Here is a 23531-nt window from a genome sequence, read left to right on the forward strand (position 1 = left end):
CAAAGGGGGCCAACGCCCCCCGTACCTGAACCTTTATCGGCTAAACCTCTATCTGGCCGTCAAACACATGCTCGGCGGGGCCTGTCATGTAGACCGGCTGGCCCGGCCCCTTCCAGGCGATGGTCAGCTTGCCGCCCGGCAGACTGACGGTGACCCGCTCCTTGAGCTTGCCCTGACTGATGCCAATCACCGCCGCCGCACAGGCACCGGTGCCGCAGGCCAGGGTCTCGCCACAGCCCCGCTCGAATACACGCAGCTTGATCTCGGTAGCATTGACCATCTCCATGAATCCAACGTTGACCCGCTCGGGAAAACGCTCGTGGCGCTCCATGATGGCACCGAGCGTCTCGACCGGCGCATCGGCGACCGAAGGCACCTCGATGACGCAGTGGGGATTGCCCATGGAGACCACGCCACACATCACGGTATGCTCCTGCGCCCGCAACAGATAGGTTTTTTCCGCCTTCTGGGCCCGGAACGGGATCTTGCCCGGCTCAAACTGGGGAACCCCCATGTTGACCGTGACCTGATTCTCCCCCTCCAGCTGCAACACGATGCGACCCCGGGCGGTACTGACCGCGATGCGATCCCGGTTGATCAGCCCCTTGAGACGCACGAAACGGGCAAAACAGCGGGCACCGTTGCCACACTGCTCCACCTCGCTGCCATCGGCATTGAAAATGCGATAGTGAAAGTCGAGTTCAGGGTCATAGGGCGGCTCCACCAGCAGCAGCTGGTCAAAGCCGATCCCGAAGTGGCGATCTGCCAGCTTCTTGATGACGTCATTGCTGAAAAATACCTTCTGGGTGACGCCATCCACCACCATGAAGTCGTTGCCCAAGCCATGCATCTTGGAAAAATCTATCAACATCGTGCATTCCTGTGCTGTTAGGGCTGTAAAAACTCACCGTCAACCACTATGAAGTCGTTGTCCACAGCCCCATGCATCCTGGAACAATCTATCAACATCGTGCATTCCTGTGCTGTTAGGGCTGTAAATACTCGCCATCAACCACTATGAAGTCATTGGCCACAGCCCCATGCATCCTGGAACAATCTGTCCACATCGCGCACTCCTGTGCTGTCAGGGCTGTAAAATTCTGTCATCTCTATCTACTGCATCAGGGCAGCAGGTGCTCACCGCGCCAGAGATCGGCCAACTGCTCACGCTCGCGGATCAGGTGCGCCTCGGCACCGTCCACCAGCACTTCGGCTGCCCGCGGACGGGTATTGTAGTTGGATGACATGGTAAAGCCGTAGGCTCCGGCCGAACGCACCGCCAGCAGCGACCCCTCGGCGATGGCCAGAGTGCGCTCCTTGCCGAGGAAGTCGCCGGTCTCGCACACCGGGCCCACCACGTCATAGAGCGCGGGAGCATGACCGGCACGGCTATCCACCTCGATGATGTTCATCCAGGCGCCGTAGAGCGAGGGGCGCAGCATGTCGTTCATGCCGGCATCGATCAGCGCGAAGTTGCGGGTCTCGCCAGGTTTCAGATACTCAACCCGGGTCAGCAGCACGCCGGCGTTGGCGACGATGGCGCGGCCCGGCTCGAACAGCAGGGTCAGGTCCCGCCCCGCCAGCTTCTGCTTGAGCGCTTCGGCATACTCGGTCGGGTGCGGTGGCTGCTCGGAACCATAGTTGACCCCAAGACCGCCCCCCACATCCAGATGGTGGATATGAATCCCTTCTGCAGCCAGCCCGTCGATCAACCGCAGCAACTTGTCAGCCGCTTCCATAAAGGGATTCAATTCAGTGAGTTGCGAGCCGATATGGCAATCCACCCCGACGATCTCGATGTTCGCCATCGCGGCCGCCTTGCGATAGATAGCGGGCGCCTGCTCGATGGGAATGCCGAACTTGTTCTGCTTGAGGCCGGTGGAGATATAGGGGTGGGTACCGGCATCGATATCCGGATTGACCCGCACCGAGACGCGAGCCTTCTTGCCCATGCTGCCCGCCACCCGATTGAGGCGCTCCAGCTCGGCTTCCGACTCCAGATTGAAGCAGAGGATCTCTTTATCCAGCGCGAGGCGCATCTCCGCTTCGCTCTTTGCTACACCGGAGAAGACCACCTTGGCCGGATCACCGCCCGCCGCAAGAACCCGCGACAGCTCGCCACCGGAGACGATGTCAAACCCCGAGCCCAGACGGGCCAGCAGGTTGAGCAGCGCCAGATTGGAGTTGGCCTTCACCGCATAGCAGATCAGATGGGGAATATCGCCAGCGGCCTTGTCGAAGGCGTGCCAGTGGCGCTCGAGGGTCGCACGGGAGTAGACGTAAAGCGGGGTACCGTACTGCTCGGCAAGCTGTTGCAGCGAGGTTTGCTCGGCCTGAAGCTGGCCGTCGGCGTCGTAGTTAAAGTGATCCAAGGGGGCGGTTCCTTCCTAGAATGTGTGCGGCATTAGTGCGGCGCGGCCTCGGTGGCAGCCTCAGTGGTCGCAGGCGGTGCTGCTTGCGGTGTACTCTGGCTCTGTGGCTGCTCGGGGGGCGGCATATAGAGCGGCCCCTTCAGACCGCACGCGGCCAACCCGAGGGACAGAAGAGTGGCAAGCAGACACTTGGTGAACTGGGTGATCATAATGGTTCGCTGCGAAAAAATTTTTGGCCCTCTATAATCGCACTCACATTGTTAAAAGCAACAGGATAAACCGATGAAGGATCACGAGTATCACGCCCTGACCGACGCCTTTTTCCAATATGTGGAAGACACGCTCGACGAGGGGTATCCGGATATCGACTGCGAACGCAGCGGCGGCGTATTGACCCTCTCTTTCGAGAACAAGACCAAGATCATCATCAACAAGCAGGAGCCACTGCACCAGATTTGGGTCGCCACCCGCGAGAACGGCTTCCACTTCGAACTGCAGGGTGACACCTGGATCGACAACCGCTTCGGCCACGAGCTCAAGGCGCTGCTGAGCCAATCCTGCACCGCTCAGGCGGGCGAAGAGGTGGTGTTCCCATGATCGACCTGCACCCGCAGGGCGCCCGTCACGCGGTGATCTGGTTGCATGGGCTGGGTGATTCCGGCGCCGGTCTCGCCCCGCTGGTGGACGCGCTGGATCTGCCCGCCGAGCTACCGGTGCGTCACCTGCTGCCGGATGCCCCCGAGCGCCCCATCACTATCAACATGGGCTACAAGATGCGCGGCTGGTACGACATCAGGAGCTTCGAGGATCCCGCCGAGCGGGCCGTGGAGTCCCATGTCCGTGAATCAGCCGACCAGATTGTCGCATTGCTCGATCAGCTGGTGGCCGACGGGTTTGCCCCCGAGCATATCGTGCTGGCAGGTTTCTCTCAGGGCGGGGTGATTGCCTCCTTCACCGCGTTGCGCTACCAGGCACAGCTGGCGGGCCTGCTCTGCATGTCCACCTATCTGGCAGCCCCCGACCAGCTGCTCGGCGAGATGAGCGAGGCTGCTCGCACCCTGCCCATCTGCTACATGCACGGCATCTATGACGATGTGGTGAGCCTGTCGCTCGGTTGGGATGCCAAGAACTGGCTGGAAAGCGCCGGACTCGCCCCCGAGTGGCACGAGTACCCGATGCGTCACGAGATCTGCCGCCCGCAGCTGGGCGACATTCGCAGCTGGCTGCTGGCCCGCCTCGGCGCGTGAGCCCTTCCGGCAAAGCAAACGGCCTGCATCTGCAGGCCGTTTTTTATTGCGATTCCAACTGACGGGTCAGCCCACTTCCCGAGCGGGTGGCACCTGTTCGCGCAGAGTGCCCTGACTGCGATAGGGGATCACATCCAGCTCGCCATTCACTTGTACTATCTCGTAGTACTGCGGCAGGTTGAAGTTGATGAACTGCCCATCATCGCTGAACCGCTCGTGATTGGAGGTGTAGAAGCGGTTGACCCCCGCCACCAGCTCATCCTTGTTGCCGGCAAAGTGCTGGTAGATCTCCACCCGGTTCGCCTCATCGAGGATATAGATGTTGGTGCCCGCATCACGGGTATCGAAGAAGAACTGCACCAGCCCTTCGCTGGCGTAGGCATCGACGATGCTCGGCAGATGCTGGCTGTGGGTCTTGTCGAGCCGCAGCGGCAGATGATCCAGCTTGTTGTGGGAGATGTGGCGGTAAAAATCGATGGCGTTTTCCAGCTTCTTCACCGACACCCCGCGCCGCTCGAAGAAGATGCCGTACTTTTCACGGCCGAGCGCCATGGTCTTGACCAGCTGCTGCTTGTCGCGGGCCAGGCGCAGATCGATACACTCCGCCACCAGGGTCTGGAAGCGGGAGCGCACCAGAGAACGGAAGTGCTGGCTATAGCAGAACACCTCGATCATCTCGGGAGCGGCGGCATCCTGATGCATCTTGCCTAGGATGGTGGTGAGGGCATCGACCACAGCTTCATCCCCCTGGAAGTGCAGGGTGCGGATCTCGCTCCAGGAGTTGCGGTAGACCAGATCCACCGAGCCAACCAGACACTCCTGATTGCGACCGAACGAGAAAACATCCACGGTGTTGGCGTCGAACTCGATCACCTGACCGACCCAATGGCTGGTCGGGTCCATCTCCAGATTGAGGAAGATGGAGAGCTGGCGGATCTCGCACGGGCGGCTGAGGGCCAGGTTGGTGGCAAGCGGGTACTTCTCGGGGAAGCAGCCGGAGAGATCGCGACAGAACTGGTGCAGATTGTCGATGTGCAGATCCGAGCCCTGATTGAACAGGTGCACCCGCGACTGGGGGGTCAGCAGATCGTTGAAGTAGGCCCAGGAGACCAGCTTGCTGATGTAACCGTTGAACTCGAGCGGCGCCCGGCCAATGATGTCCACCGGCTCCAGCGAATGTTTGTAGAGATACCAGCCGGCACGGTTGAGGCGACCGTGCGGCACCTGCACGAAGCTGAGATCAGGCTCGCTCAGATCCGGTGCGATCTTGAGGTTCACCCGCTGCACCTTGCCTGGCAGGCTCTCGAATGCGGCATAGAGTTTGCGCGACAGGATGCCGATATCTTCCGGGTTGATCGACTCGCTGATGTTGTTGCGACGGGCGAACTGGATCAGATTGCGGTAGCTCTGCATCAGAGCCTCCAGCAACTCGGCATGGGCGATCTTCACCTCCTCGACCTTCCACTCGTGGCGATGATCGAGGTGGTACAGTTTATCCTGGCTCCAACCCCAGTAGGAGACCAGTTGGCTCATCTGCTCGCGGCGCCACTCGGGAGAGTGATCATCCTTGGGATGACTGAGGCCATCGCACACCTTGAGGTAGAAGCAGCGGCGCACCAGATCGAGTCGCGCCATGTCGCCGATGGACTTGAGGTAATTGGTCACCTTGTCCAGCATCAGACAATAGTTGTCGAGCCGGTAGTGCATCCCCTCGTTGTGCTGAAACCAGTCGCGGCTGATCATCGATAGCAACCGGGTGTTGGGGTACTCGTGGGAATAAGCCTCCATCAGCACCGACTTGAGCACCGCCTTATAGGGGGAATCGATCCCCTTGTAGAGCTGCCACAGGGCAGAGCCGAAATACTCCTCCGCCGGAATCCGGTCAAAACTGCCGAGATCGAGCCAGTCATCCTGCCTGAGCTTGCCACTCTCGAACAACCCGTTCACATAGTCGTCGTAGTGATCATCACACTCGACAGGAACCAGATACCAGATGAGTCGCTTACCGGCGATGCGCATGGCGCTGCGGTAGAACTCGTCAAGCAGCAGCAGGTGCTGGGCGCTGCCACAGCTCTCTCCCTGCATCTCGGCATCGTTGGTCTGGCGGAACTTGTCTTCGGGGATCAGGAAGAAGTTGAGGTCGACCCCGCGCTGCTCCGCCCACTTGGAGAGCAACCGGCACTTCTGCTCCAGCAGGGCGAGCCGCTCCTGCGACAAGCCAGCCACGTGGCAAACCCAGATATCGAGATCGGAGTGACAGCACTGGCCGATGGAGGAGGTGCTGCCCATGGAGTAGAGCCCCTGAATGGCTCGATCATGGGTTGCTAGGCCGCTCTGACAGTTGGCGTTGCGACAGAGGTCATCGATAAAGGCTTGCTGCTCGGCGCTGGCGCTGAAGCTCCAGATGCCATGAGGAACATCACCGGAGACATAACCGGGGAGCAGGGGGTGATTGAAGTGCAGCATGACGGGCAGCAGTTGGAATACCTGCTGCCCGTAGCGACTCATGAGACCTAACGCCCGTTGCGTCTTGAGACGGGTAATGTCGTCATAACGCGCAACCAGCGTATCGATGTGTTCCTGCAATGCCCTGCCTATCACCTAAGTGAAAATGACGCACCAAAAGAGGGATACGTCAAAAAAGTGTGATCATGTTAACAATGCAAACAGCGGTGGTAAACAAGCCTTCAGCTAAACGTCAGATTATTTCTGGTATGACCACATCAAGTATCAGGGGAAATCATTAAATTCCAATGCATTCAATGAATTAATCAAGGCCGCTTGCTTAATGAAAATCATTTTCAGCATGCATTTTTGAGCTTGGCCCCGCTTTTGCCGGCTCCGCCATGAAAGCCCGGGCAAAGGGTGGTAATATCGATTTCCTTCTAAAAATGAAACAACTGATTGATATGGCAGCCCGAACCCTGAAAATTGCCACTCGCAAGAGCCCTCTGGCCCTGTGGCAGGCCAACTTTGTCAAAGACCGGCTCGAAGCCCTGCACCCGCAGTTGCAGGTCGAACTGGTGCCCATGAGCACTCAGGGTGACAAGATCCTCGATACCCCGCTGGCCAAGGTCGGTGGCAAGGGGTTGTTCGTCAAGGAGCTGGAGACCGCCATGCTGGAAGGGCGGGCCGATATCGCCGTTCACTCCATGAAAGACGTGCCGGTGGAGTTCCCCGAGGGACTTGGTCTGCACACTATCTGCGAGCGGGAAGATCCCCGCGACGCCTTCGTTTCCAACCGTTTCAAGGCTATTGCCGAACTGCCGCAAGGGGCCGTGGTCGGCACCTCCAGCCTGCGCCGCCAGTGCCAGTTGCGCGCGGCGCGCCCGGATTTGGTGATCCGCGACCTGCGTGGCAACGTCAACACCCGCCTCGCCAAGCTGGATGCCGGTGAGTACGACGCCATCATCCTCGCCGCCGCCGGTCTGAAACGACTGGAGATGGCGCACCGCATCACCGCCTTTATCGAGCCGGAGCAGAGCCTGCCCGCCAACGGTCAGGGTGCCGTCGGTATCGAATGTCGCCTCGACGATGTTGAGCTTCACGCCCTGCTGGCGCCGCTGGAGCACGCCGAGACCCGCGCCCGGGTGCTGACCGAACGCGCCATGAATCGCGCCCTGCAAGGGGGATGTCAGGTGCCTATCGGTGCCTACGCACTGGTCGAAGGCGAGCAGATCTGGCTGCGCGGTCTGGTGGGTAGCCCGGATGGCAGCCAGGTAATCCATGACGAGATCCGCGGCCCGCTGGCCGATGGTGAGGCCCTCGGCGAGCAACTGGCCCAGCGCCTGCTGGCCGCCGGTGCCGACGAGATCCTCGCCGAGGTCTACCGCGCATGACCCCGCTGGTGGTGCGTCCGGCCGCCCAGGCCGCCGAACTGGTGCAGTTGTTGCGCCAGCACGGCCATGCACCACTCTGCTGCCCGCTGCTGGAAACCGTGGCGGGCAGCGAACTCCCTCTCCTGCCCGACCTGCTGCGCAGTGCCGACGTGGTTATCGCCGTCAGCATCCATGCCGTTCATTTTGCACACGATTTTCTGTTGCAAACTGGTCAGACCTGGCCACATATTGAGTACTTTGCGGTGGGTCAGGCCAGCACAGATGCGTTTGCAGCCATCGGCATCACGGCGAGCTGCCCGGATGACCCGCGCAGCGAAGGGCTGCTGGCCCTGCCCGCCCTGCAGCAGGTAGCAGGCAAACGGGTACTGATCCTGCGCGGCAATGGCGGGCGGGATCTCATCGCCAGCACACTGGCCTCACGCGGTGCTCTGGTGCACTATTGTGCGGCCTATGAACGCCACTACCCCGAGCTAGACGGGGAGACATTGACCCGCCACTGGCAGGCAGCGGGGCTGGACAGCCTGCTCATTACCAGTGGTGAACTGCTGCAACGGCTGCTGGAGCTGGTTCCCGACCACCAGCGGCCCTGGCTTTTTGACCGCCTGCTGGTGGTCCCCAGCCCGCGCGTGGCCGAGATGGCCAGTGCTGCGGGCTTTATCCATATCACGATTGCCCAAGGTGCATCCAACCAGGCCCTGACGGCCGCACTGGAACTGAGGAAGATGGAATGACAGAACAACAAGAATCCCAGGTCAAACCCCAGCCGACCGCTGCGGTCAATGGCAGCAAGAGCCGCTCCGGTGCCGTACTGGGAGGGGTCGCCATCCTGCTGGCCCTTGGCCTGACCGGCGGTCTCTATCTGCACGGCCACAAGAACGCCGTTGCCCAGCAGGCTGAACTGGCCCAGCTCAAGCAACAGCTGGCGAGCGCCCTGAGCAAGATCGACCAGACCAGCAGCAAGGATGCCGAGCAGCTGGCCGCGCTGGATCAAACCCAGCAGCGGCTGCAGGGGGAGATGCAGGGTCTGCAGAACCGGGTACTGGACCTGAATGACAAGCGCCCCAACGACTGGATGCTGGCCGAATCCGAATATCTGGTACGAATGGCGGGCCGCAAACTGTGGCTGGAACATGACCTCGTCTCCGCCATCACCTTGCTCGGCAACGCTGACGAGCGCATCGCCGCCCTCAACGACCCCAGCCTGATGCCGATCCGCAAGGCGCTGGCCGAGGATATCGCCAAGCTCAAGGGGATGCCGCGCATCGACCGCGAGGGGCTGACCCTCAAGCTGGCGGCACTGTCCGACCAGATCGAGCTGCTGCCCCTCTCCACCGTCAGCATGCCGGAAGCCAAGGCCGAGCCGGATCAGGCGGTCAGCGCCAATCCCGACGAGTGGGAGAGCAACCTGAAGAAGAACTGGGTCAAGTTCACCGAGAACTTCGTCACCATCCGTCGCCGCGATGGCGCGGTCGAGGCGCTGCTCTCGCCGCAGCAGGAGATCTTCCTGCGTGAAAACCTCAAAACCAAGCTATTGCAGGCCCAGCTCTCCGTCTATCGCGAGCAGCAGGCGCTCTACGAAGACAGCCTGGACAAGGCCCAGCGCTGGCTGACCCAATATTTCGACACCGACAACAGCGCCACCCGCTACATGCAGGGCGAGATCGACAAGCTCAAGGGTGAGCAGATCCAGATCGACTATCCGGCCCAGTTCAAGACCCAGGCCATGCTGGAGCAGGTGCTGACCGAACGCCTGCAACGCATTCTGGCCAGCAGCTGAGGAGGGCACCATGATCCGTATAATCATTCTGGTCGCCGTGATGGTCGCAGGGCTGATCTTTGGCCCGCAAGCCTCCGGCAACAAGGGCTATGTGCTGATTGCCCTTGGCAATTACACCATCGAATCTTCCGTCACCAGCGCGGTGATCCTGGCCGTGCTGTTCTACGGCGCCCTGCTGATCGTCGAGTGGCTGCTGGGCCGGGTATTCGGCCTGCGCCGCAAGACCCTCGGCTGGTACGGCTCGCGCCGCCGCCGCAAGGCCAATCAGCAGACCGTCGCCGCCACCCTGGCGATGGCCGAAGGGCACTACAGTCAGGCTGAAAAGCTGATGATCAAGGGGGCCAGCAACAGCGACACCCCGCTGCTCAACTACCTGAGCGCCGCCAAGGCGGCACAGGCCCGTGGTGACGACGCCCGCCGGGATCAATACCTGCAAAAAGCGCAGGAGGAGAATCCCAAGGCCGAGCTGGCGCTCACCCTGACCCAGACCCAGCTGCAGATCGAGCAGGGCCAGTACGACACGGCGCTGGCGATGCTGGAGTCGGTCTACGCCCTCAACCCGCGCCACCCCATGGTGCTGGATCAGCTGCGCCAGGTGCATCTGGCCCGTCAGAACTGGAGCGCTCTGTGCGACCTGATCCCGGCACTGCACAAGGTAGGCAAGCTGACCCCGAAACAGGAAGAAGAGCTGCTGCAACAGGCCTGGTCTGGTCGCCTGCAACAGGCTGCCAGCAGCCTCGAGACCCTCAAGGCGGTGTGGCAGGATCTGCCGCGCAAGCTGCGCCTTGAGCCAGAGCTGCTGGCCTGCTACGGCGATCTGCTGCGCCAGCTGGGCGCCGACGGCGAGGCCGCCACCCTGTGGCAGGAGGCGCTGCGCAAACAGCCGATGCCGCAGCTGCTGGCTCGCCTACCCAAGCTGAAACTCGACAGCTATCAGCCGCTGCTGGCGCTGTTGCAAAAGCAGCAGGGGCAACCGGAGGTGGACACCGCACTGGCCCAGCTCTATCTGCTGGCCGGTCAACTGGACGATGCCCAGAAGCTGCTGGAGCAGGAGGTGGAGCGGGCGCCGAGCGCCGCCGCCTATCACGCCCTCGGCCAGCTGATGGACAAGCGCCGCCTCACCAACAAGGCCAACGAGTACTATCGTCAGGCACTGGAACTGGCGGGGATCTGATCCCCGGCAAATAGAAACGCGAGAGGCCGCATGATGCGGCCTCTTTTTTTATCTCTTCGCCCTGCCCTCGTCAGGTGGTGAGCCGTTCCAGCTCGCCGATCAGCCAGATAGCCTCGGCGCGATGGCTGCCGCACACATCCATCATGGGGCGAAAACCGCCGCACACCGCTGGCCGCTCCGGTTGACCGAAAATCTTGCAGCCAAGGGCGCTATCGAGCTGGATACAGGGGACACCTGCCGGTTTGCCATCTGGCATACCGGGAATGGCACTGCTGATACTGGGGGCGATGCAACAGGCCGCGCAGCCACTACGACACTCCATAGACTCCACTCCTTTGAGACGGTCTGAACCACCATAGCCGAAGCGGCGGCACAAACGTAGCTGGCGCACAAGAAAAAGCCCGACCGCACGGGCGATCGGGCTTCAAACAACACAGCCGGTTCAGCGAGCCATCATCACAGGATGATGTCACGTACCACGCTGTCTTTGCGCTCCAGGTAATGGATCGACTTGATACGACGAATGGTACGGGATTTACCACGGATCAACAGAGTCTCGGTGGTCGCCATCACGCCATCGCTGGTGATGCCATCCAGCAAATCACCCTTGGTGATGCCGGTGGCGGAGAAGATGACGTTGTCATTCTTCGCCATATCTTCCAGCTTGAGCACCTTGTTGACGTCGATGCCCAGCGCTTCGCAGCGGGCAATTTCCTGCTCGCCCAGCGCACGCACTTCCGGGCTGTCGCCCTTGACCCGGTGACGCGGCACCAGACGGGCCTGCATGTCGCCATCCAGCGCGCGGATCACCGCCGCGGAGATCACCCCTTCCGGTGCGCCGCCGATGCCATAAAGCATGTCGACTTCGCTGTCCGGCAGACAGGTGAGGATGGAGGCGGCAACGTCACCATCAGGAATGGCGAACACCCGCACGCCCAGACCCTGCATCTCCTTGATTGCCTTGTCATGACGCGGCTTGGCCAGGGTAATGACAGTCAAACGGGAGAGCGGCTTGCCCAGCGCCTTGGCCACGGACTTCAGGTTCAGCTCGAGAGCCTGATCCAGGTCGATGGCGCCTTTGGCCTTGGGCCCGACGATCAGCTTTTCCATGTACATGTCAGGTGCTTTCAGGAAAGAACCCTTGTCGCCCACCGCCAGCACGGCCAGCGCGTTGGCCTGACCCATGGCGGTCATGCGGGTACCCTCGATGGGATCGACCGCGATATCCACCGCGTCGCCGTGTCCGGTACCGACCTTCTCGCCGATATAGAGCATCGGCGCTTCATCAATTTCACCTTCGCCGATCACAATCTCACCATCGATCTCGATCTGGTTGAGAATGTGGCGCATGGCCGCTACGGCCGCCCCATCAGCGATATTCTTGTCACCACGTCCGAGCCACTTGTAGCCAGCCAGTGCAGCCGCTTCCGTCACTCGGGAAAACTCGATTGCCAGTTCACGTCTCATCGCATATCCAACCTATGGAGCTCGAAAACGGGCGGCATTCTACCACAAGGGCAAACCTTTGCGCACAAAAGTAGCTGCCAGGTGCATAAATGTAGCCAATTCATCCAATTGCAACCCAATTGCCATCGACTCTTCATCCAGTTGTCACCCCGCTGTCATGCATCTTCCCTAGGATGGCCCCGTCTTCAAAACAAAAGCTTGCAACACAAGGGATTAAGATGAAAAAGCTGACTGTAGTGGCACTGGCTCTGACAGCCGCCTTCCAGGCGCAAGCCGTTGAGGTGTATAAAAATGATACCGCCATGCTGGACCTGTATGGCCGCATCTACGCCGGTCAATTCTTCGGCGACAAGAAAGAAAACGTCGATACCGCCAACCCGAATGGCACCAAGGATTACAGCGCCAAGCAAGGGGCTAACCAGTTTGTCCGCTTCGGTGCCAAGGCCGAGACCCAGATCCAGAGCGGTCTGAAGGCGCTGGCCCAGTACGAAGTGCAGATGTACATCAACGACAGCGAGAAGACCATCAGCGAGAGCTCCGACAACCTGCGTACCCGTCTGGCCTTTGCCGGTGTGGGCGCTGACTGGGGTACAGTGACCTTCGGTCGCCAGAAAGGTGCCCCGGGTTTCCTGGCGGACTGGACTGATGTCTCCCTCTCCGACGGCTACGGTAACGAAGCGCTGGGTGCAAAGACCGACACCTTCGCCACCAACCGCGCCGGTTCCGTACTGAAATACTCCGGCCTGTTCAATGGCTTCCAGCTCGACACCAGCTACAAGTTCGACGGTGGTGACACCGAAGAGACTACCAGCAAGGATAGCGACGCGGCCTACGGAGCAGCCGTGGCCTATACCTTCCCTTTCAACCTGTCGCTGGGTACTGCCTATAACGTCGGCCTGCGCGACAAGAGCGGTGAAGAAGATGCAAAACTGTGGCTGATCTCCGCCAAGTTTGACAACAAGGCCGCCTACGCCGCCCTCAGTTATGCCGATGGCAGCGACTTCCTGGCGACCGGCACCGATCACACCGGTTGGGAAGCCGCGCTGGGCTACAACTTCGAGAATGGCTTCGGTCTGATGGCGCTGTGGAACAAACAGGAGCAGGACAAGGCTGGCACCAAGAAAGACAATGTGGATTACTACACCCTGGGAGCCCAGTACAAGTTCAACAAGAACCTGCGGGTGATCGGCGAGTACCGCATCAACAATCTGGACAGCGTTGCCGGCAAAGCGACCGCCAACAAGGATGACTTCCAGCTGGCTGCTCGCTACGACTTCTAATCGAGGTTTTCTGATACCCAAAGCGCGATGGCTTGCCATCGCGCTTTTTCGTCGCTGTTGCTCAGAAAACCACAAACTGGCCTAGGCTCAACAGTAGATGTATCGCCGGAGAGATGATCATGGTCAGGCTGCTTTTCGTCCTGCTCTTGCTGCTGGCTCTTCCCGCTCACGCCCTCAATATCGCCATGGTACTGTGGCGTGGCGAAACCGCCGCCGAGGCGGGCTTTCGGGCCGAACTGACCCGACTTGGCTATCAGACCACCATCACCGTCTACAATGCCAATCAGGATCGCACGGCGCTGGCGACCATGCTACGTCAGCAGATGCTGCCGAAACTGGCCGAATACGACTACATCTACACCTTCGGTACCACAGCCACCACCATGACAAAGAGTTTGGTCGCCAATCGCAAGCCCATGATATTCAATGTGGTTTCAGATCCTGTCGGGGCAGGTTTTCTCTCTGAGGACAAGGCTCAGAACAGCATGGTCGCCGGGGTAAGCAATATGGTGCCGATGGCGCTGCAACTGGCCAATGCCAGCAAGTACCTCCCATCGGATAAGCGGCTGCTGCTACCCTTCAACCCGCGGGAGCAAAACACCCTGCTGGTGGCCGACATGCTGATCAACGCGGCCAAAGGTTACCAATGGCAAGTCGCAACCTGGCGTATAGCACCGGATCCAAAGCGACTGGAGAACGAGTTGAAGCGGCTGCAACAGGATGCCAAAAACGACATCGTCTTTCTGGCCGCAGACAGCTATCTGCTCTCCATCGCCCCCCGTTTGCTGAATGCACTCAACGCAGCTGCCATCCCTACCATCTGCAGTGCAGAGCTGTTCGTCGAGCACGGCTGCAGCGTTGGCACCATCAGCAGCTACGAGGCGCTGGGCAAGATGGCCGCAGTAATCATCCATCGCCACCAGCAGGGAACGCAGTTGCAGGATATTCCGCTGCAGACAGATCCCCACCCCAAACTGGTGCTGGGGCAACTGGGCAGCACCACCAAGCAGGAGAAGAACCCCGAGAAACCGAAGCTTTGATAAAGATCTCGGCCAATCAGGCTCCAGACGGGTATGCTGTTGGCCCCCATCGCCCGAGAGCCTTTTCCCATGAGCACCACCGTCTTTTTTGCCGTTCTGCTGGCAGCCCTGCTTCACGCCAGCTGGAATGCGCTGGTCAAAATTGGCGAAGAGCGGCTGGTGGGGGTGTCACTGGTGGCGATCTTTTCAGGGCTTATCGCCGCCGTGGCGCTGCTGCCCATGGGACTTCCCTCTGCTGCCGAGCTGCCCTGGCTCGGCCTCTCAGTCCTGCTCCATATCGGTTACTGCCTGTTTCTCAGCCATGCCTACAATCAGGGCGATTTTGGCCAGATCTATCCGCTAGCCCGTGGCAGTGCCCCGCTGCTTGCCATGGTGTTAAGTGCCCTGCTGCTGGGGGACTACCCCGGTTACGGCGGCATCGTCGGCGCCTGCGTGCTGATCATGGGGGTCTTGCTGATGGCCTGGCGAGGTGGGCAGCAGCGCCTTGACAGCAAGGCAGTTCGGGCGGCCCTGATCACGGCCATGTTTACGGCGACCTATACCCTCTCGGATGGAGCCGGCGCCCGCGCAGGGGGTGAACCGGTACGCTACACACTCTGGCTCTTTGCCTGCACCGGGCTGGCGATGCTGCTGGTGCTGATCGTCCACCAGAAACGCAACGCATGGCGCCAGATCCGTCGCCATGCGATGGCGGGAATGGCAGGAGGTGCCATGTCACTGCTCGCCTACGGGATTGTTATCTGGGCCATGACCCAAGCCCCCATTGGCGTGGTCGCGGCTCTGCGCGAAAGCAGTGTGCTGTTTGCCATGCTGCTCTCGGTCTGGCTGCTGAAAGAGCCGCTCGGGCGCATGCGGCTGACGGCGGCGGCCATTATCACCGGCGGCGTGCTGCTGACCCGGCTGGGAGGATAAGCGCTGTCGCCATTGGTGCAGATTTATCTGACAGGATGGCGTAATTCACTCCGCCAAATATGCCGAATACCAATAATGGAAATAAGTGTCGGCCCGGGCGTAAATGTTTACATCCGCAACGTATCAATTAACTGGCAGGTCTGTTTATTTCAACCACAGCTTCATTTGGGAAACTTACCTGCCAAGCAGCATTAATGATAAAATCGTTCACAGTTAATTTTCGGCAACGCTGACCAATACCGCGCATGGCACAGACCATGCCGCTCCGCCCATACATTCATTGACCGCCTGACGGGTAAGCCAGCCCGGTCAGAGATGACCCGATCGCGCCCGCCACAGCAGGATGGCATGGCGCTACCGCGTTATTAATGGGTCCGGTTTCGTCTGTTTAATTTTTGATTATTTTAAATCCAGCACCATCAGGGAGTTTTTAATATGTCAGCAAAAAAGCTGAAGTTGGGCGCCTTTATATTGATGATATTAACATCGGTATTTGGCGTCACTAATATCGGGATCGGTTTTTACCGAATGGGATATGCCGCCATTCCGATGTTCGTGATCGGCGGACTGTTCTTCTTCATCCCGTTCATTTTGATGATGATCGAATTCGGCACCGGCTTTCGCAAAGAGGCGGGCGGCATCTTTACCTGGATGCGCCACTCGGTCTCGACCCGATTCGCCTTTATCGGGCTGACCATGTGGTTCGCCTCCTACGTCATCTGGATGTTTGGCAAGGCGCTCTCTATGTGGGTGCCCCTCTCCTTCATGCTGTTTGGCCGCGACATCACCGTCATCCCGGTCACCCTGGGTACCGGCATCGACTTTGGCCCCTTTATTCTGGGTGTGGTCGCCATCGCGCTGGTTGCCACCGTCACCAAGCTCATCACCCTGGGTAGCGCCCGCTTCGCCAAAGTGGCGGCCATCGGCGGTCTCTCCGTGGTGGCACTCAACGTGTTGCTGCTGGTCGGTGGCGTCTTCACCTTCGCGGTGAGCGGCATGACCCTGCAGGAGCCCCTCACCCAGGCATCACTGGCAGCCTCTCCCAATGCCGCATTCAACGACATCATCCCCTTCCTCGGCTTCATGGTATTCGCCATCTTCGCCTACGGCGGGGTCGAGGCGATGGCCGGGGTGGCTGACGAGCTGGAAGATCCGGAGCGTGACCTCAAACGCGGCATCTTCCTCTCCGGCGCCTTCATCGTGCTCTGCTACATCATCGGCTTTCTGGCGGTCGGCTCCATCATGCGCTGGAGCGACTTCCCGGCCGAGGGGATCACCTCTCTCTCCGCCCTCTTCATCATCATGCTGGAGCTGGGGCGCCATCTCGGTGGCGAGTGGCTGGGACAGGTGTTCATGCGCTTTGCTGGCCTTGGCATGTTCCTGAGCTATCTGGGCGCCTTTATCGCCCTCTCATACGCGCCACTGCGCCAGTTCATCACCGGCACCCCGAGTTACTTCTGGCCGGAGCGTTTCCAACGCGAGAACGAGAATGGCGTGCGGATTGAAGCCCTCAAGGTGCAAGCCTGGGTGGTCTGTCTGTTCATTGCCGCCAAGTCCATCTTTACCCTGATCAACCCGGAAGGGGCCGCCGCCCTCTATGAGCTGATCATCACCATGACCAACGTCGGCATGACCCTGCCCTACATGTTCCTCATCTACGCCTGGTATCGCTATCGCAACAACCCGGCGCTGGGCAAGGACCTGATCTTCTTCAAGAGCGCGGGTTCCGTGCTGCTGGCTACCATCATCAGCCTGATCCTGGTCGCCTTCGGCAACGTCTTTACCGTGGTCGCCCCCTTTATCTCCGGCGATATCTCCACCGGCGTCTGGACCATCATTGGCCCGCTGCTGTTCGTGGTGATCGCCATGCGCTTCAAGATAAAGCAGGAAGATGCCCACTAAACGATAAGCAATGCTCCATGCCAATCGGGACCGTTCTGGTCCCGATTTTTTTAGCGCCGGCTTCCGCTCGCCATCACGGCCAGCCCATAGTTTCAATGCAAAAAAAAGACTCCATGGAGACCTCTTTTACGCTCTCCTCGCCATCAGAGCGCGCTCAACGCCGTAAATTATCAATATCAAGGTGAGAATGATTGTGAAGCGCCAGTTCACGACATATAACTTAGCGAGATATCCCTGTATTTCGTCCGGTAGAGCTGATCATGATGATGCGTTCCCTCCTTCCCCTGTTGCTTGGCGCAGTAATGCTGCCGGCCACTATGGACAGTGCCCATGCCAACCCCTTTTCCGCCAGCAGCAAGAGCAGCAGCGGCTTTCTCGAGCGACGGGATGTGCCCAACCTCAGCTCGGCCGCTTTCGTGGTGGCCAACCACAGAACCGGCGAGGTGATCTCCGAGCGCAACGGCAACCGGGTCATGCCCATCGCCTCACTCACCAAGCTGATGACGGCGCTGGTAGTGCTGGATGCCAACCTGCGCCTCAACGAAATGCTCACCGTGACCAATGCCGACATCGACCGCATCAAGGGAACCGGCTCGCGCCTGGCCATCGGTTCCAGGCTCAGCCGCGCCGAAATGCTCCATATCGCCCTGATGTCCTCTGAAAACCGCGCCGCCTCGGCGCTGGCCCGCCACTATCCCGGCGGCCAGCGCGCCTTCGTCGAGGCGATGAATGCCAAGGCCCGCATGCTGGGGATGTGGAATACCCGCTACGCCGACAGCACCGGGCTCAACCCGCGCAATGTCTCCACCGCGCAGGATCTCGCCAAGCTCGCCGCCGCAGCCGCCTCCTATCCGCTGATCCGCCAGTACTCCACCGACGAGCAGAGCTATGTGCGCACCAACAAGCGCCAGCTGCACTACCTCAACTCCAACCGGCTGATCCGCGAAGGGCAATGGGAGTTCACCCTCTCCAAGACCGGCTATATCCGCGAAGCGGGCCGCTGTCTGGTGCTGGGCACCAAGGTCAATCGTGAGCCGGTGATCATGGTGCTGCTCAATGCCGAGACCACCAACGATCGGGTCGCCGACGCCAAGCGGATCAAAACCTGGCTGGAGAGCTCGGGCAGAACCACCCTGGCAGCCAACCAGAACAACATGCTAACTCACCAGTAAGCTCGAGATCCCCAACCAAGCGAGGCGCCCGCCTCGCTTTTTTTATCTGCATGAGCGCGCCTAAAAACGGGAGCTTGCTCCCGTTACAGGTAACACCTTCCGCCATCCCGTTACAAAACGTAACTACTCAACAGCGTGATTCACACTAATAGAATCAATTGGTTGTAAGTTTTCGGCAAGAATTTTAGCGTGCCATCACAACCCCTGTAGCGACGAGCCACCATGCGTATTTCCAGTATCGAGTGCGGGCGGGTACTGGCCATTCTGGCCGTGATGACCATTCACGTATCCCCCTTCGCCAATCCGTTCAATCCCGCCCTGTGGGGAAGCGGATCCTGGCTCTGGCTGAGCGGCACAATCAACCAGTTATGCCGCTTTGCCGTGCCGCTGTTTTTCCTCTGTGCCGGTTACTTTCTGCAGCCAAGGCTGAGTCGCGAAGCGCCGCTGACCGTGGCCTGGCGCTACTGCCGCCCCTTGCTGATGCTCTGGCTGGTGTGGAGTCTGGTCTACCTGCTAGTGCCGTTCAATCCGCTTGCTGCCGTGCAGCAAGGCTATCTGGCCTCCCTGCGCGGGCAGTGCCAATTCCAGCTCGGCGACCCCCTCAATGGCTGGCTGGTGGGCGGCATGATCCACCTCTGGTTCCTGCCAGCCCTGATCATGGCGGTGACCCTGCTGGCACTCTGCTACCGCCTTGGCAGACCAGCGCTCGCCCTCTGGCTGGGTCTTGGCCTCTACCTGCTGGCGCTGCTGGGGGGCTCCTATGCCAAGCCGCTGCTGGGCGCCGAGTGGCCACTGCTCACCCGTAACGGCCCCTTCTTCTCCCTGCTGTTTGTGGCGCTTGGTGCCCTGCTGCGCCAGCGTCAGTGGCAGCCCGATGCCCGCACCGGCTGGCAACTGCTGCTGGCTGGGGTGACGCTCTATGGCTGTGAAGCCTGGGCGCTGCAGCACTTTGCCGCAGTGCCGCTCACCCGCCACGACTTCCTGCTTGGCTCCCTTCCCTGGGCTATCGGCCTGTTTGGCCTGCTGCTGGCCAACCCCGAGTGGGGCAAGGGCAGCTGGCTTGAGCGCCAGGCACCCAAAGTGCTCGGGATCTACTGCCTGCACATGATGCTGGTGGTCTGGCTCTTCGTGTTCGGCCCGCAGGGCGCATCCATCCTGTGGGAGATCGCCAAGGTACCGCTGCTGCTGGGAGCGTCTCTGCTGGCCTATCGCCTGCTGGCGGCCCTGCCCCTCGCCCGCCGACTGCTGCGCACCCACTGAGTCCGATATCCGGCCCGTCCTATCGGGCCAGATACCTCTTCACGTTTCGTCTCTTTCTCTTCCGCTACGCCCTTTTTCCCTCTCTTCGTTCTCGCGGTTTGCTGCAATGGCTCTGCTTTTCAGCCGAGCTCCCCCAACCGCACAACCCGCCTCCAATACTCCTCTCCATTTTCATCTTGCCAGACAAATGAAAATCAATATCATTGGCATCCCGCTTTGGCGGGTCAGGCTAATTATAATTAAATCAATATGTTCGAGCCGTCAGGTCGACATCCAAAGAGTCAATATTGAATATGCAGCACCCTCACTTTCGCAGAACGCTGGTCTCGCTGGCACTGTTGGGCACCGGCTTCACTGCCCAGGCCGCCGATGAAACCATGACTGTGGTTGGCAAACGATCCCAGCATCAGGAAGTTGCCACCGCAACCCGTACCAATACACCAGCCAAGCTGGTTCCCCAGACCATCGACAGCGTCAAGGTCAGCGAGCTGACCGCCTTCGGCCAACCAACGCTGAGTGAAGCCCTGAGCGGCATTCCCGGGGTCAACGCCAGCGGTGATACCCGCTTCGATGGGGTCAATATCCGCGGCTTCAGCGCCAGCAACGACTTCTATCTCGACGGGTTCCGCGACGACATGCAGTACACCCGGGATCTCGGCAACATCGAGCGGGTGGAAGTGCTCAAGGGCCCGGCTGCCGTGCTCTACGGCCGTGGCAGCACGGGGGGCATCGTCAACCGGATCAGTAAGAAGCCACAGAAAGGGCAGGAGTCCAGCGTCACCGCCCGGGTCGGCAGCTTTGACAGTCAGCGACTGGCCGCCGACCTCAATGGCGAGGCGAGTGAGCAGGTGCAACTGCGCCTCAACATGGCGCAAGAGGACAAAGATAGCTTCCGCAACGGCGTGAAGAGCAAGCGCACCCTGCTGGCCCCCACCGCCAACTGGGAGATCAGCGACAACCTCAACTGGCTGGTGCAGTACGAGCGCAACGAACATGACCGCACCCCGGATCGCGGCATTCCCGGGGTCAATGGCCGTCCGGCCGATGTGCCGCGAGAGTATGTCTACAGCGATACCAGCCGCGACTTCATCGATGACGTGGCACAATCCACCCGCTCACGCCTCTCCTGGGATATCAACGATCAGTGGCAGTTGCGCCAGCAGCTCGGTTACTCCACCCTCGACAGCCAGTTTGACAACACCTATGTCACCAGCGTCAAAGGGGATCAGGTGACCCGCTCCCGCTGGCAGCAGGATCTCAAAGCGAAGAACCTGATCAGCAACACCGAGGCCGAAGGTCTGTTCCAGACCGGCCCGGTGGAACATCGCCTGCTGGTCGGCTTCGAGCAGAACTGGCAGGAGCGCACACCCAAGCTCTACCAGAACGCCACCGCCATCCCGTCCGGCAACCTCTACGACCCGGGCTCACTGCCTACCTACAATGGCGCCATGAAGCTCTCCAGCGACGCCAAACACAAGGTGCGCGGCAATGGCCTCTATCTGCAGGATCAGCTCAGCCTGGGTGACTGGCATCTGGTTGGCGGGCTGCGCCGTGACGACTTCACCGTCACCAGTCGCCGCTACGACCTCAACAAGGAGGAGAGCGTCTCGGTCAACAGCCTGAGCCCGCGCCTCGGTCTGGTGTGGAATCCCCTCGAGGATCACGCCTTCTATACCTCCTACAGCAAGACCTTCACCCCGGTGGGCGGCGAGCTGATCGGCATCACCCCGGGCGACAAGAACAACGGGCTGGAACCCCAGCACACCCGCCTCTACGAAGGTGGCGTGAAGAGTGACTGGCTGAACGGCAAGCTGGCGACCACCCTCTCCCTCTATCGACTGGAGATGTACAACAAGCGCACCAAGGATCCGCTGGATCCCACCAAGGTGATCCTCACCGGCCTGCAGCGCACCGAGGGTGTCGAGCTGAGCGCGCGCGCCGAGCTGACCGAAGAGATCTACCTGCGTGGCGGCTTCGCTATTCAGGATGCCGAGCAGGTCAAGGCGGATGCGGATCTGCAGGGCAAGCGCCCGATGAACGTCTCCCGTCAGAATGGCCAGCTCTATCTCGGCTACAAGAGTGGCGAGCAGGGCTGGTTCGGTGAAACCGGCGTAACGGCGGTGGGCGATCGCTTCGCCGACAACGCCAACACCACCACACTGCCCGGTTACGCCCGCTTCGATGCGCGCGTCGGTTATCGCTGGCAACAGTGGGAAGCCGAGCTGAGCGCCGAAAACCTGACCGACCACGAGTACTTCGTCAGCGCCACCAGTGCCAACCAGATCATGCCGGGCACACCCCGTCAGCTGAGTCTGACCGGTACCTACCGCTTCTGATCTCTGTGACAACCACCCCGACTGGCCAGCCCTTGCTGGCCAGTTTTTTTATGAAGCAACCACGATGAAACGCAGAAGAGTTCCCCTTCACAACAACAAATGGGTACGCCGCCTCCATGCCTGGGCCGGTTTTTTTACCCTCGCCCTGATGCTGATGTACGGCATCACCGGTCTCTGGCTGCAACACCGTGCCGTGTTGCCCATCCCCGGCCCCCACACCGATAAATCGAGTGAAGAGATAGTGCTGGAGACGCCGCTCGCCAGCCCGGAGCAGCTGAAAAGCCTGCTGCAACAGCGCTATCCCGATACCTTTGCCGACGGGCGAACCATGATCACCCCGGCCCAGACCCTGCCCACCCCGAACGGCCCGCTCACCCTGCCCGCCAAGTGGGAGATGCGCGGCGTCACCCTCAGCCAGAGCGTGGCCGCCAGCTATGTTGAGGGTACCCTGCTGGTACGTACCGACCTGCAGCAAGCCAACTTTGCCGCCAGCCTCAACCGGCTGCACCGCGGCATGGGTACCGGCCTCGGCTGGCAGCTGTTTGGCGATATCGCCGCCCTGGCCCTGCTACTGCTCGCCCTCACCAGCCTGTTTATGTGGACCAAGCTGCACGGCACTCCCAGAGCCATCATCGTGCTGACACTCGCTGGCAGCCTCGGCACCCTGCTGTTTGCCCTGCTGGGGTAACGCAGCAACCATGATCTGATGCAGCAAGGTTTGGAAAGAAAACAGCAATAGAAACAGGCCGCTGGCGGTGATGCCGGCGGCCACATCAAGAAAAGGAAATAACGGAGAGCGGGAAAAGAGAAGGGATACCAAGAGGTAACGGGAAGTACTGTCTGCTCAACAGTAACGCCCCAAAAGCGCAGAAACACCAAAAAACAAAAGGCCATCATTGCTGGTGGCCTTTTGTCATGAATTTTATGGTGCCCGGGGTCGGACTCGAACCGACACGGTTATTCACCGGCGGATTTTGAATCCGCTGCGTCTACCGATTTCGCCACCCGGGCAACTGCGAGGGATTATACGAATGGCGCGATGCCATGCAAGGTGTTTTTCGATTGAACACTCCCGTTTGTTCATTTATTCAACGCCTTGCCGATGCGGGGCCAGTTACATAGAATGCCGCCATCATCTTAATGGAATAAAAACGATGGCCAAGCCTAAAAAAGTCCAACAAAAATCCCCCTCTCCCGCCACTCAGCCATACCCGTCAGCGGGTCTGCTGCGTCGCCTCGGCGCCCTGATCTATGATGCGCTGGTGGTGACTTCGCTGCTGATCATCGCCGGCTTTATCGGCATGGGGGTCGCCAAGCTGCTGCTGGTCACCGGCATGGCCAGCGTACCGGCGGGTGAAGATACCGTCTGGTTGCTGACCCGCCACCCCCTGAGCCTGATCTACACCCTGTGGCTCGCCTTCGTCATCTGCGGTTTCTACACCTGGTTCTGGACCCGCGCTGGCCAGACCGTCGGCATGCGCGCCTGGCGGCTGCGCATTCAGAACGAAGATGGCAGCCATATCCGTATTACCCAGGCGCTGATCCGTCTCGCCACTGCCGCCTTTGGTCTGGGCAACCTGATGTGCCTGTTCAACCGCAAGCGCCCACGGGCGTTCCAGGATATCTGGGCCGAATGCGAAGTGATTGTGCTGAGCAAAGAGGCAAATCTGGAATTGTTGAACAAGTAATACCGGATCAATGCAATAACGAAAGAGGGCACCAGCAGGTGCCCTCTTTGTATTACCACGTGTGA

Annotated in this window: 21 protein-coding genes and 1 tRNA gene; 15 read left to right on the forward strand and 7 right to left on the reverse strand. The window is 60.2% G+C overall.

The window, feature by feature from the left end; translation table 11 throughout:
* Positions 1 to 40: 40 nt before the first annotated feature.
* The 3 genes from dapF to lptM form a co-directional block, all read right to left on the reverse strand.
* Positions 41 to 871: a diaminopimelate epimerase gene (gene dapF, locus G5332_RS08090; protein WP_005336371.1), complete on the reverse strand. Its 831-nt coding sequence runs from the start codon at positions 869 to 871 to the stop codon at positions 41 to 43.
* 250 nt (positions 872 to 1121) lie between these two features.
* Positions 1122 to 2372 carry a diaminopimelate decarboxylase gene (gene lysA, locus G5332_RS08095; protein WP_421311216.1) on the reverse strand — a complete coding sequence of 417 codons (1251 nt, stop codon included), beginning with the start codon at positions 2370 to 2372 and terminating at the stop codon, positions 1122 to 1124.
* A 32-nt stretch (positions 2373 to 2404) separates the two neighbouring features.
* Positions 2405 to 2581 (reverse strand): LPS translocon maturation chaperone LptM, encoded by a 177-nt coding sequence (lptM, locus tag G5332_RS08100; protein WP_019444858.1) that lies wholly within the window; start codon positions 2579 to 2581, stop codon positions 2405 to 2407.
* Between the two features lie 73 nt (positions 2582 to 2654).
* Here lptM and cyaY point away from each other — a divergent pair, with 73 nt between their 5' ends.
* Both cyaY and G5332_RS08110 read left to right on the forward strand, forming a co-directional pair.
* On the forward strand, positions 2655 to 2969 hold the full coding sequence (gene cyaY, locus G5332_RS08105; RefSeq protein WP_227341543.1) for an iron donor protein CyaY: 315 nt from the start codon (positions 2655 to 2657) through the stop codon (positions 2967 to 2969).
* Positions 2966 to 3619 carry an alpha/beta hydrolase gene (locus tag G5332_RS08110; protein WP_227341544.1) on the forward strand — a complete coding sequence of 218 codons (654 nt, stop codon included), beginning with the start codon at positions 2966 to 2968 and terminating at the stop codon, positions 3617 to 3619. The genes cyaY and G5332_RS08110 overlap by 4 nt, the downstream gene beginning before the upstream one ends.
* Positions 3620 to 3685: 66 nt before the next feature.
* Here G5332_RS08110 and G5332_RS08115 read toward each other — a convergent pair whose 3' ends face one another.
* A complete protein-coding gene (locus tag G5332_RS08115) occupies positions 3686 to 6205 on the reverse strand; it encodes a class I adenylate cyclase (RefSeq protein ID WP_421172963.1) in 2520 nt (839 codons plus the stop codon).
* A gap of 323 nt (positions 6206 to 6528) precedes the next feature.
* Here G5332_RS08115 and hemC point away from each other — a divergent pair, with 323 nt between their 5' ends.
* From hemC to G5332_RS08135, 4 genes are read left to right on the forward strand one after another with little or no spacing between them, the layout of a single operon-like run.
* Positions 6529 to 7458, forward strand: a complete 930-nt coding sequence (gene hemC, locus G5332_RS08120; protein ID WP_421249473.1) for a hydroxymethylbilane synthase — start codon at positions 6529 to 6531, stop codon at positions 7456 to 7458.
* Positions 7455 to 8189, forward strand: a complete 735-nt coding sequence (locus tag G5332_RS08125; protein WP_421249438.1) for a uroporphyrinogen-III synthase — start codon at positions 7455 to 7457, stop codon at positions 8187 to 8189. The genes hemC and G5332_RS08125 overlap by 4 nt, the downstream gene beginning before the upstream one ends.
* Positions 8186 to 9235: a uroporphyrinogen-III C-methyltransferase gene (locus G5332_RS08130; protein WP_005355191.1), complete on the forward strand. Its 1050-nt coding sequence runs from the start codon at positions 8186 to 8188 to the stop codon at positions 9233 to 9235. The genes G5332_RS08125 and G5332_RS08130 overlap by 4 nt, the downstream gene beginning before the upstream one ends.
* Positions 9236 to 9245: 10 nt before the next feature.
* The gene (locus G5332_RS08135) at positions 9246 to 10409 is read left to right on the forward strand and encodes a heme biosynthesis HemY N-terminal domain-containing protein (RefSeq protein ID WP_421249437.1); all 1164 of its coding nucleotides are present in this window, start codon (positions 9246 to 9248) and stop codon (positions 10407 to 10409) included.
* A gap of 70 nt (positions 10410 to 10479) precedes the next feature.
* Here G5332_RS08135 and G5332_RS08140 read toward each other — a convergent pair whose 3' ends face one another.
* Positions 10480 to 10731 carry a YkgJ family cysteine cluster protein gene (locus G5332_RS08140; RefSeq protein WP_005336384.1) on the reverse strand — a complete coding sequence of 84 codons (252 nt, stop codon included), beginning with the start codon at positions 10729 to 10731 and terminating at the stop codon, positions 10480 to 10482.
* Positions 10732 to 10865: 134 nt separating this feature from the next.
* Complete coding sequence (gene glpX / locus G5332_RS08145) at positions 10866 to 11876, reverse strand: class II fructose-bisphosphatase (protein WP_005336386.1); 1011 nt, start codon at positions 11874 to 11876, stop codon at positions 10866 to 10868.
* A gap of 218 nt (positions 11877 to 12094) precedes the next feature.
* On the opposite strand from glpX, the gene G5332_RS08150 reads away from it, so the two are divergent.
* The 8 genes from G5332_RS08150 (at position 12095) to G5332_RS08185 (ending at position 22466) form a co-directional block, all read left to right on the forward strand.
* Positions 12095 to 13156, forward strand: coding sequence for a porin (locus tag G5332_RS08150; protein ID WP_216952723.1), 1062 nt, complete (start codon positions 12095 to 12097; stop codon positions 13154 to 13156).
* 119 nt (positions 13157 to 13275) lie between these two features.
* Positions 13276 to 14196, forward strand: coding sequence for an ABC transporter substrate-binding protein (locus G5332_RS08155; RefSeq protein ID WP_266134540.1), 921 nt, complete (start codon positions 13276 to 13278; stop codon positions 14194 to 14196).
* A gap of 33 nt (positions 14197 to 14229) precedes the next feature.
* Complete coding sequence (locus G5332_RS08160) at positions 14230 to 15108, forward strand: EamA family transporter (protein ID WP_421249436.1); 879 nt, start codon at positions 14230 to 14232, stop codon at positions 15106 to 15108.
* A 435-nt stretch (positions 15109 to 15543) separates the two neighbouring features.
* The gene (yjeM, locus tag G5332_RS08165; protein WP_421254514.1) at positions 15544 to 17010 is read left to right on the forward strand and encodes a glutamate/gamma-aminobutyrate family transporter YjeM; all 1467 of its coding nucleotides are present in this window, start codon (positions 15544 to 15546) and stop codon (positions 17008 to 17010) included.
* Positions 17011 to 17270: 260 nt separating this feature from the next.
* Positions 17271 to 18182 (forward strand): D-alanyl-D-alanine endopeptidase, encoded by a 912-nt coding sequence (gene pbpG / locus G5332_RS08170; RefSeq protein ID WP_110303977.1) that lies wholly within the window; start codon positions 17271 to 17273, stop codon positions 18180 to 18182.
* Between the two features lie 222 nt (positions 18183 to 18404).
* Positions 18405 to 19442: an acyltransferase gene (locus G5332_RS08175; protein ID WP_421311217.1), complete on the forward strand. Its 1038-nt coding sequence runs from the start codon at positions 18405 to 18407 to the stop codon at positions 19440 to 19442.
* 293 nt (positions 19443 to 19735) lie between these two features.
* Positions 19736 to 21778, forward strand: coding sequence for a TonB-dependent receptor (locus tag G5332_RS08180; protein WP_421249434.1), 2043 nt, complete (start codon positions 19736 to 19738; stop codon positions 21776 to 21778).
* Positions 21779 to 21842: 64 nt separating this feature from the next.
* On the forward strand, positions 21843 to 22466 hold the full coding sequence (locus G5332_RS08185; protein ID WP_421249433.1) for a PepSY-associated TM helix domain-containing protein: 624 nt from the start codon (positions 21843 to 21845) through the stop codon (positions 22464 to 22466).
* A 237-nt stretch (positions 22467 to 22703) separates the two neighbouring features.
* Here G5332_RS08185 and G5332_RS08190 read toward each other — a convergent pair.
* Positions 22704 to 22789 (reverse strand) — tRNA-Leu (locus G5332_RS08190).
* 143 nt (positions 22790 to 22932) lie between these two features.
* Between G5332_RS08190 and G5332_RS08195 the strand changes: the two genes are divergently transcribed.
* Positions 22933 to 23466: an RDD family protein gene (locus G5332_RS08195; RefSeq protein WP_421172973.1), complete on the forward strand. Its 534-nt coding sequence runs from the start codon at positions 22933 to 22935 to the stop codon at positions 23464 to 23466.
* Positions 23467 to 23531 lie beyond the last annotated feature (65 nt).

The sequence above is a fragment of the Aeromonas sp. 603757 genome (genome assembly GCF_049171255.1).
In the GTDB taxonomy this organism is placed as follows: Bacteria; Pseudomonadota; Gammaproteobacteria; order Enterobacterales; family Aeromonadaceae; genus Aeromonas; species Aeromonas veronii_A.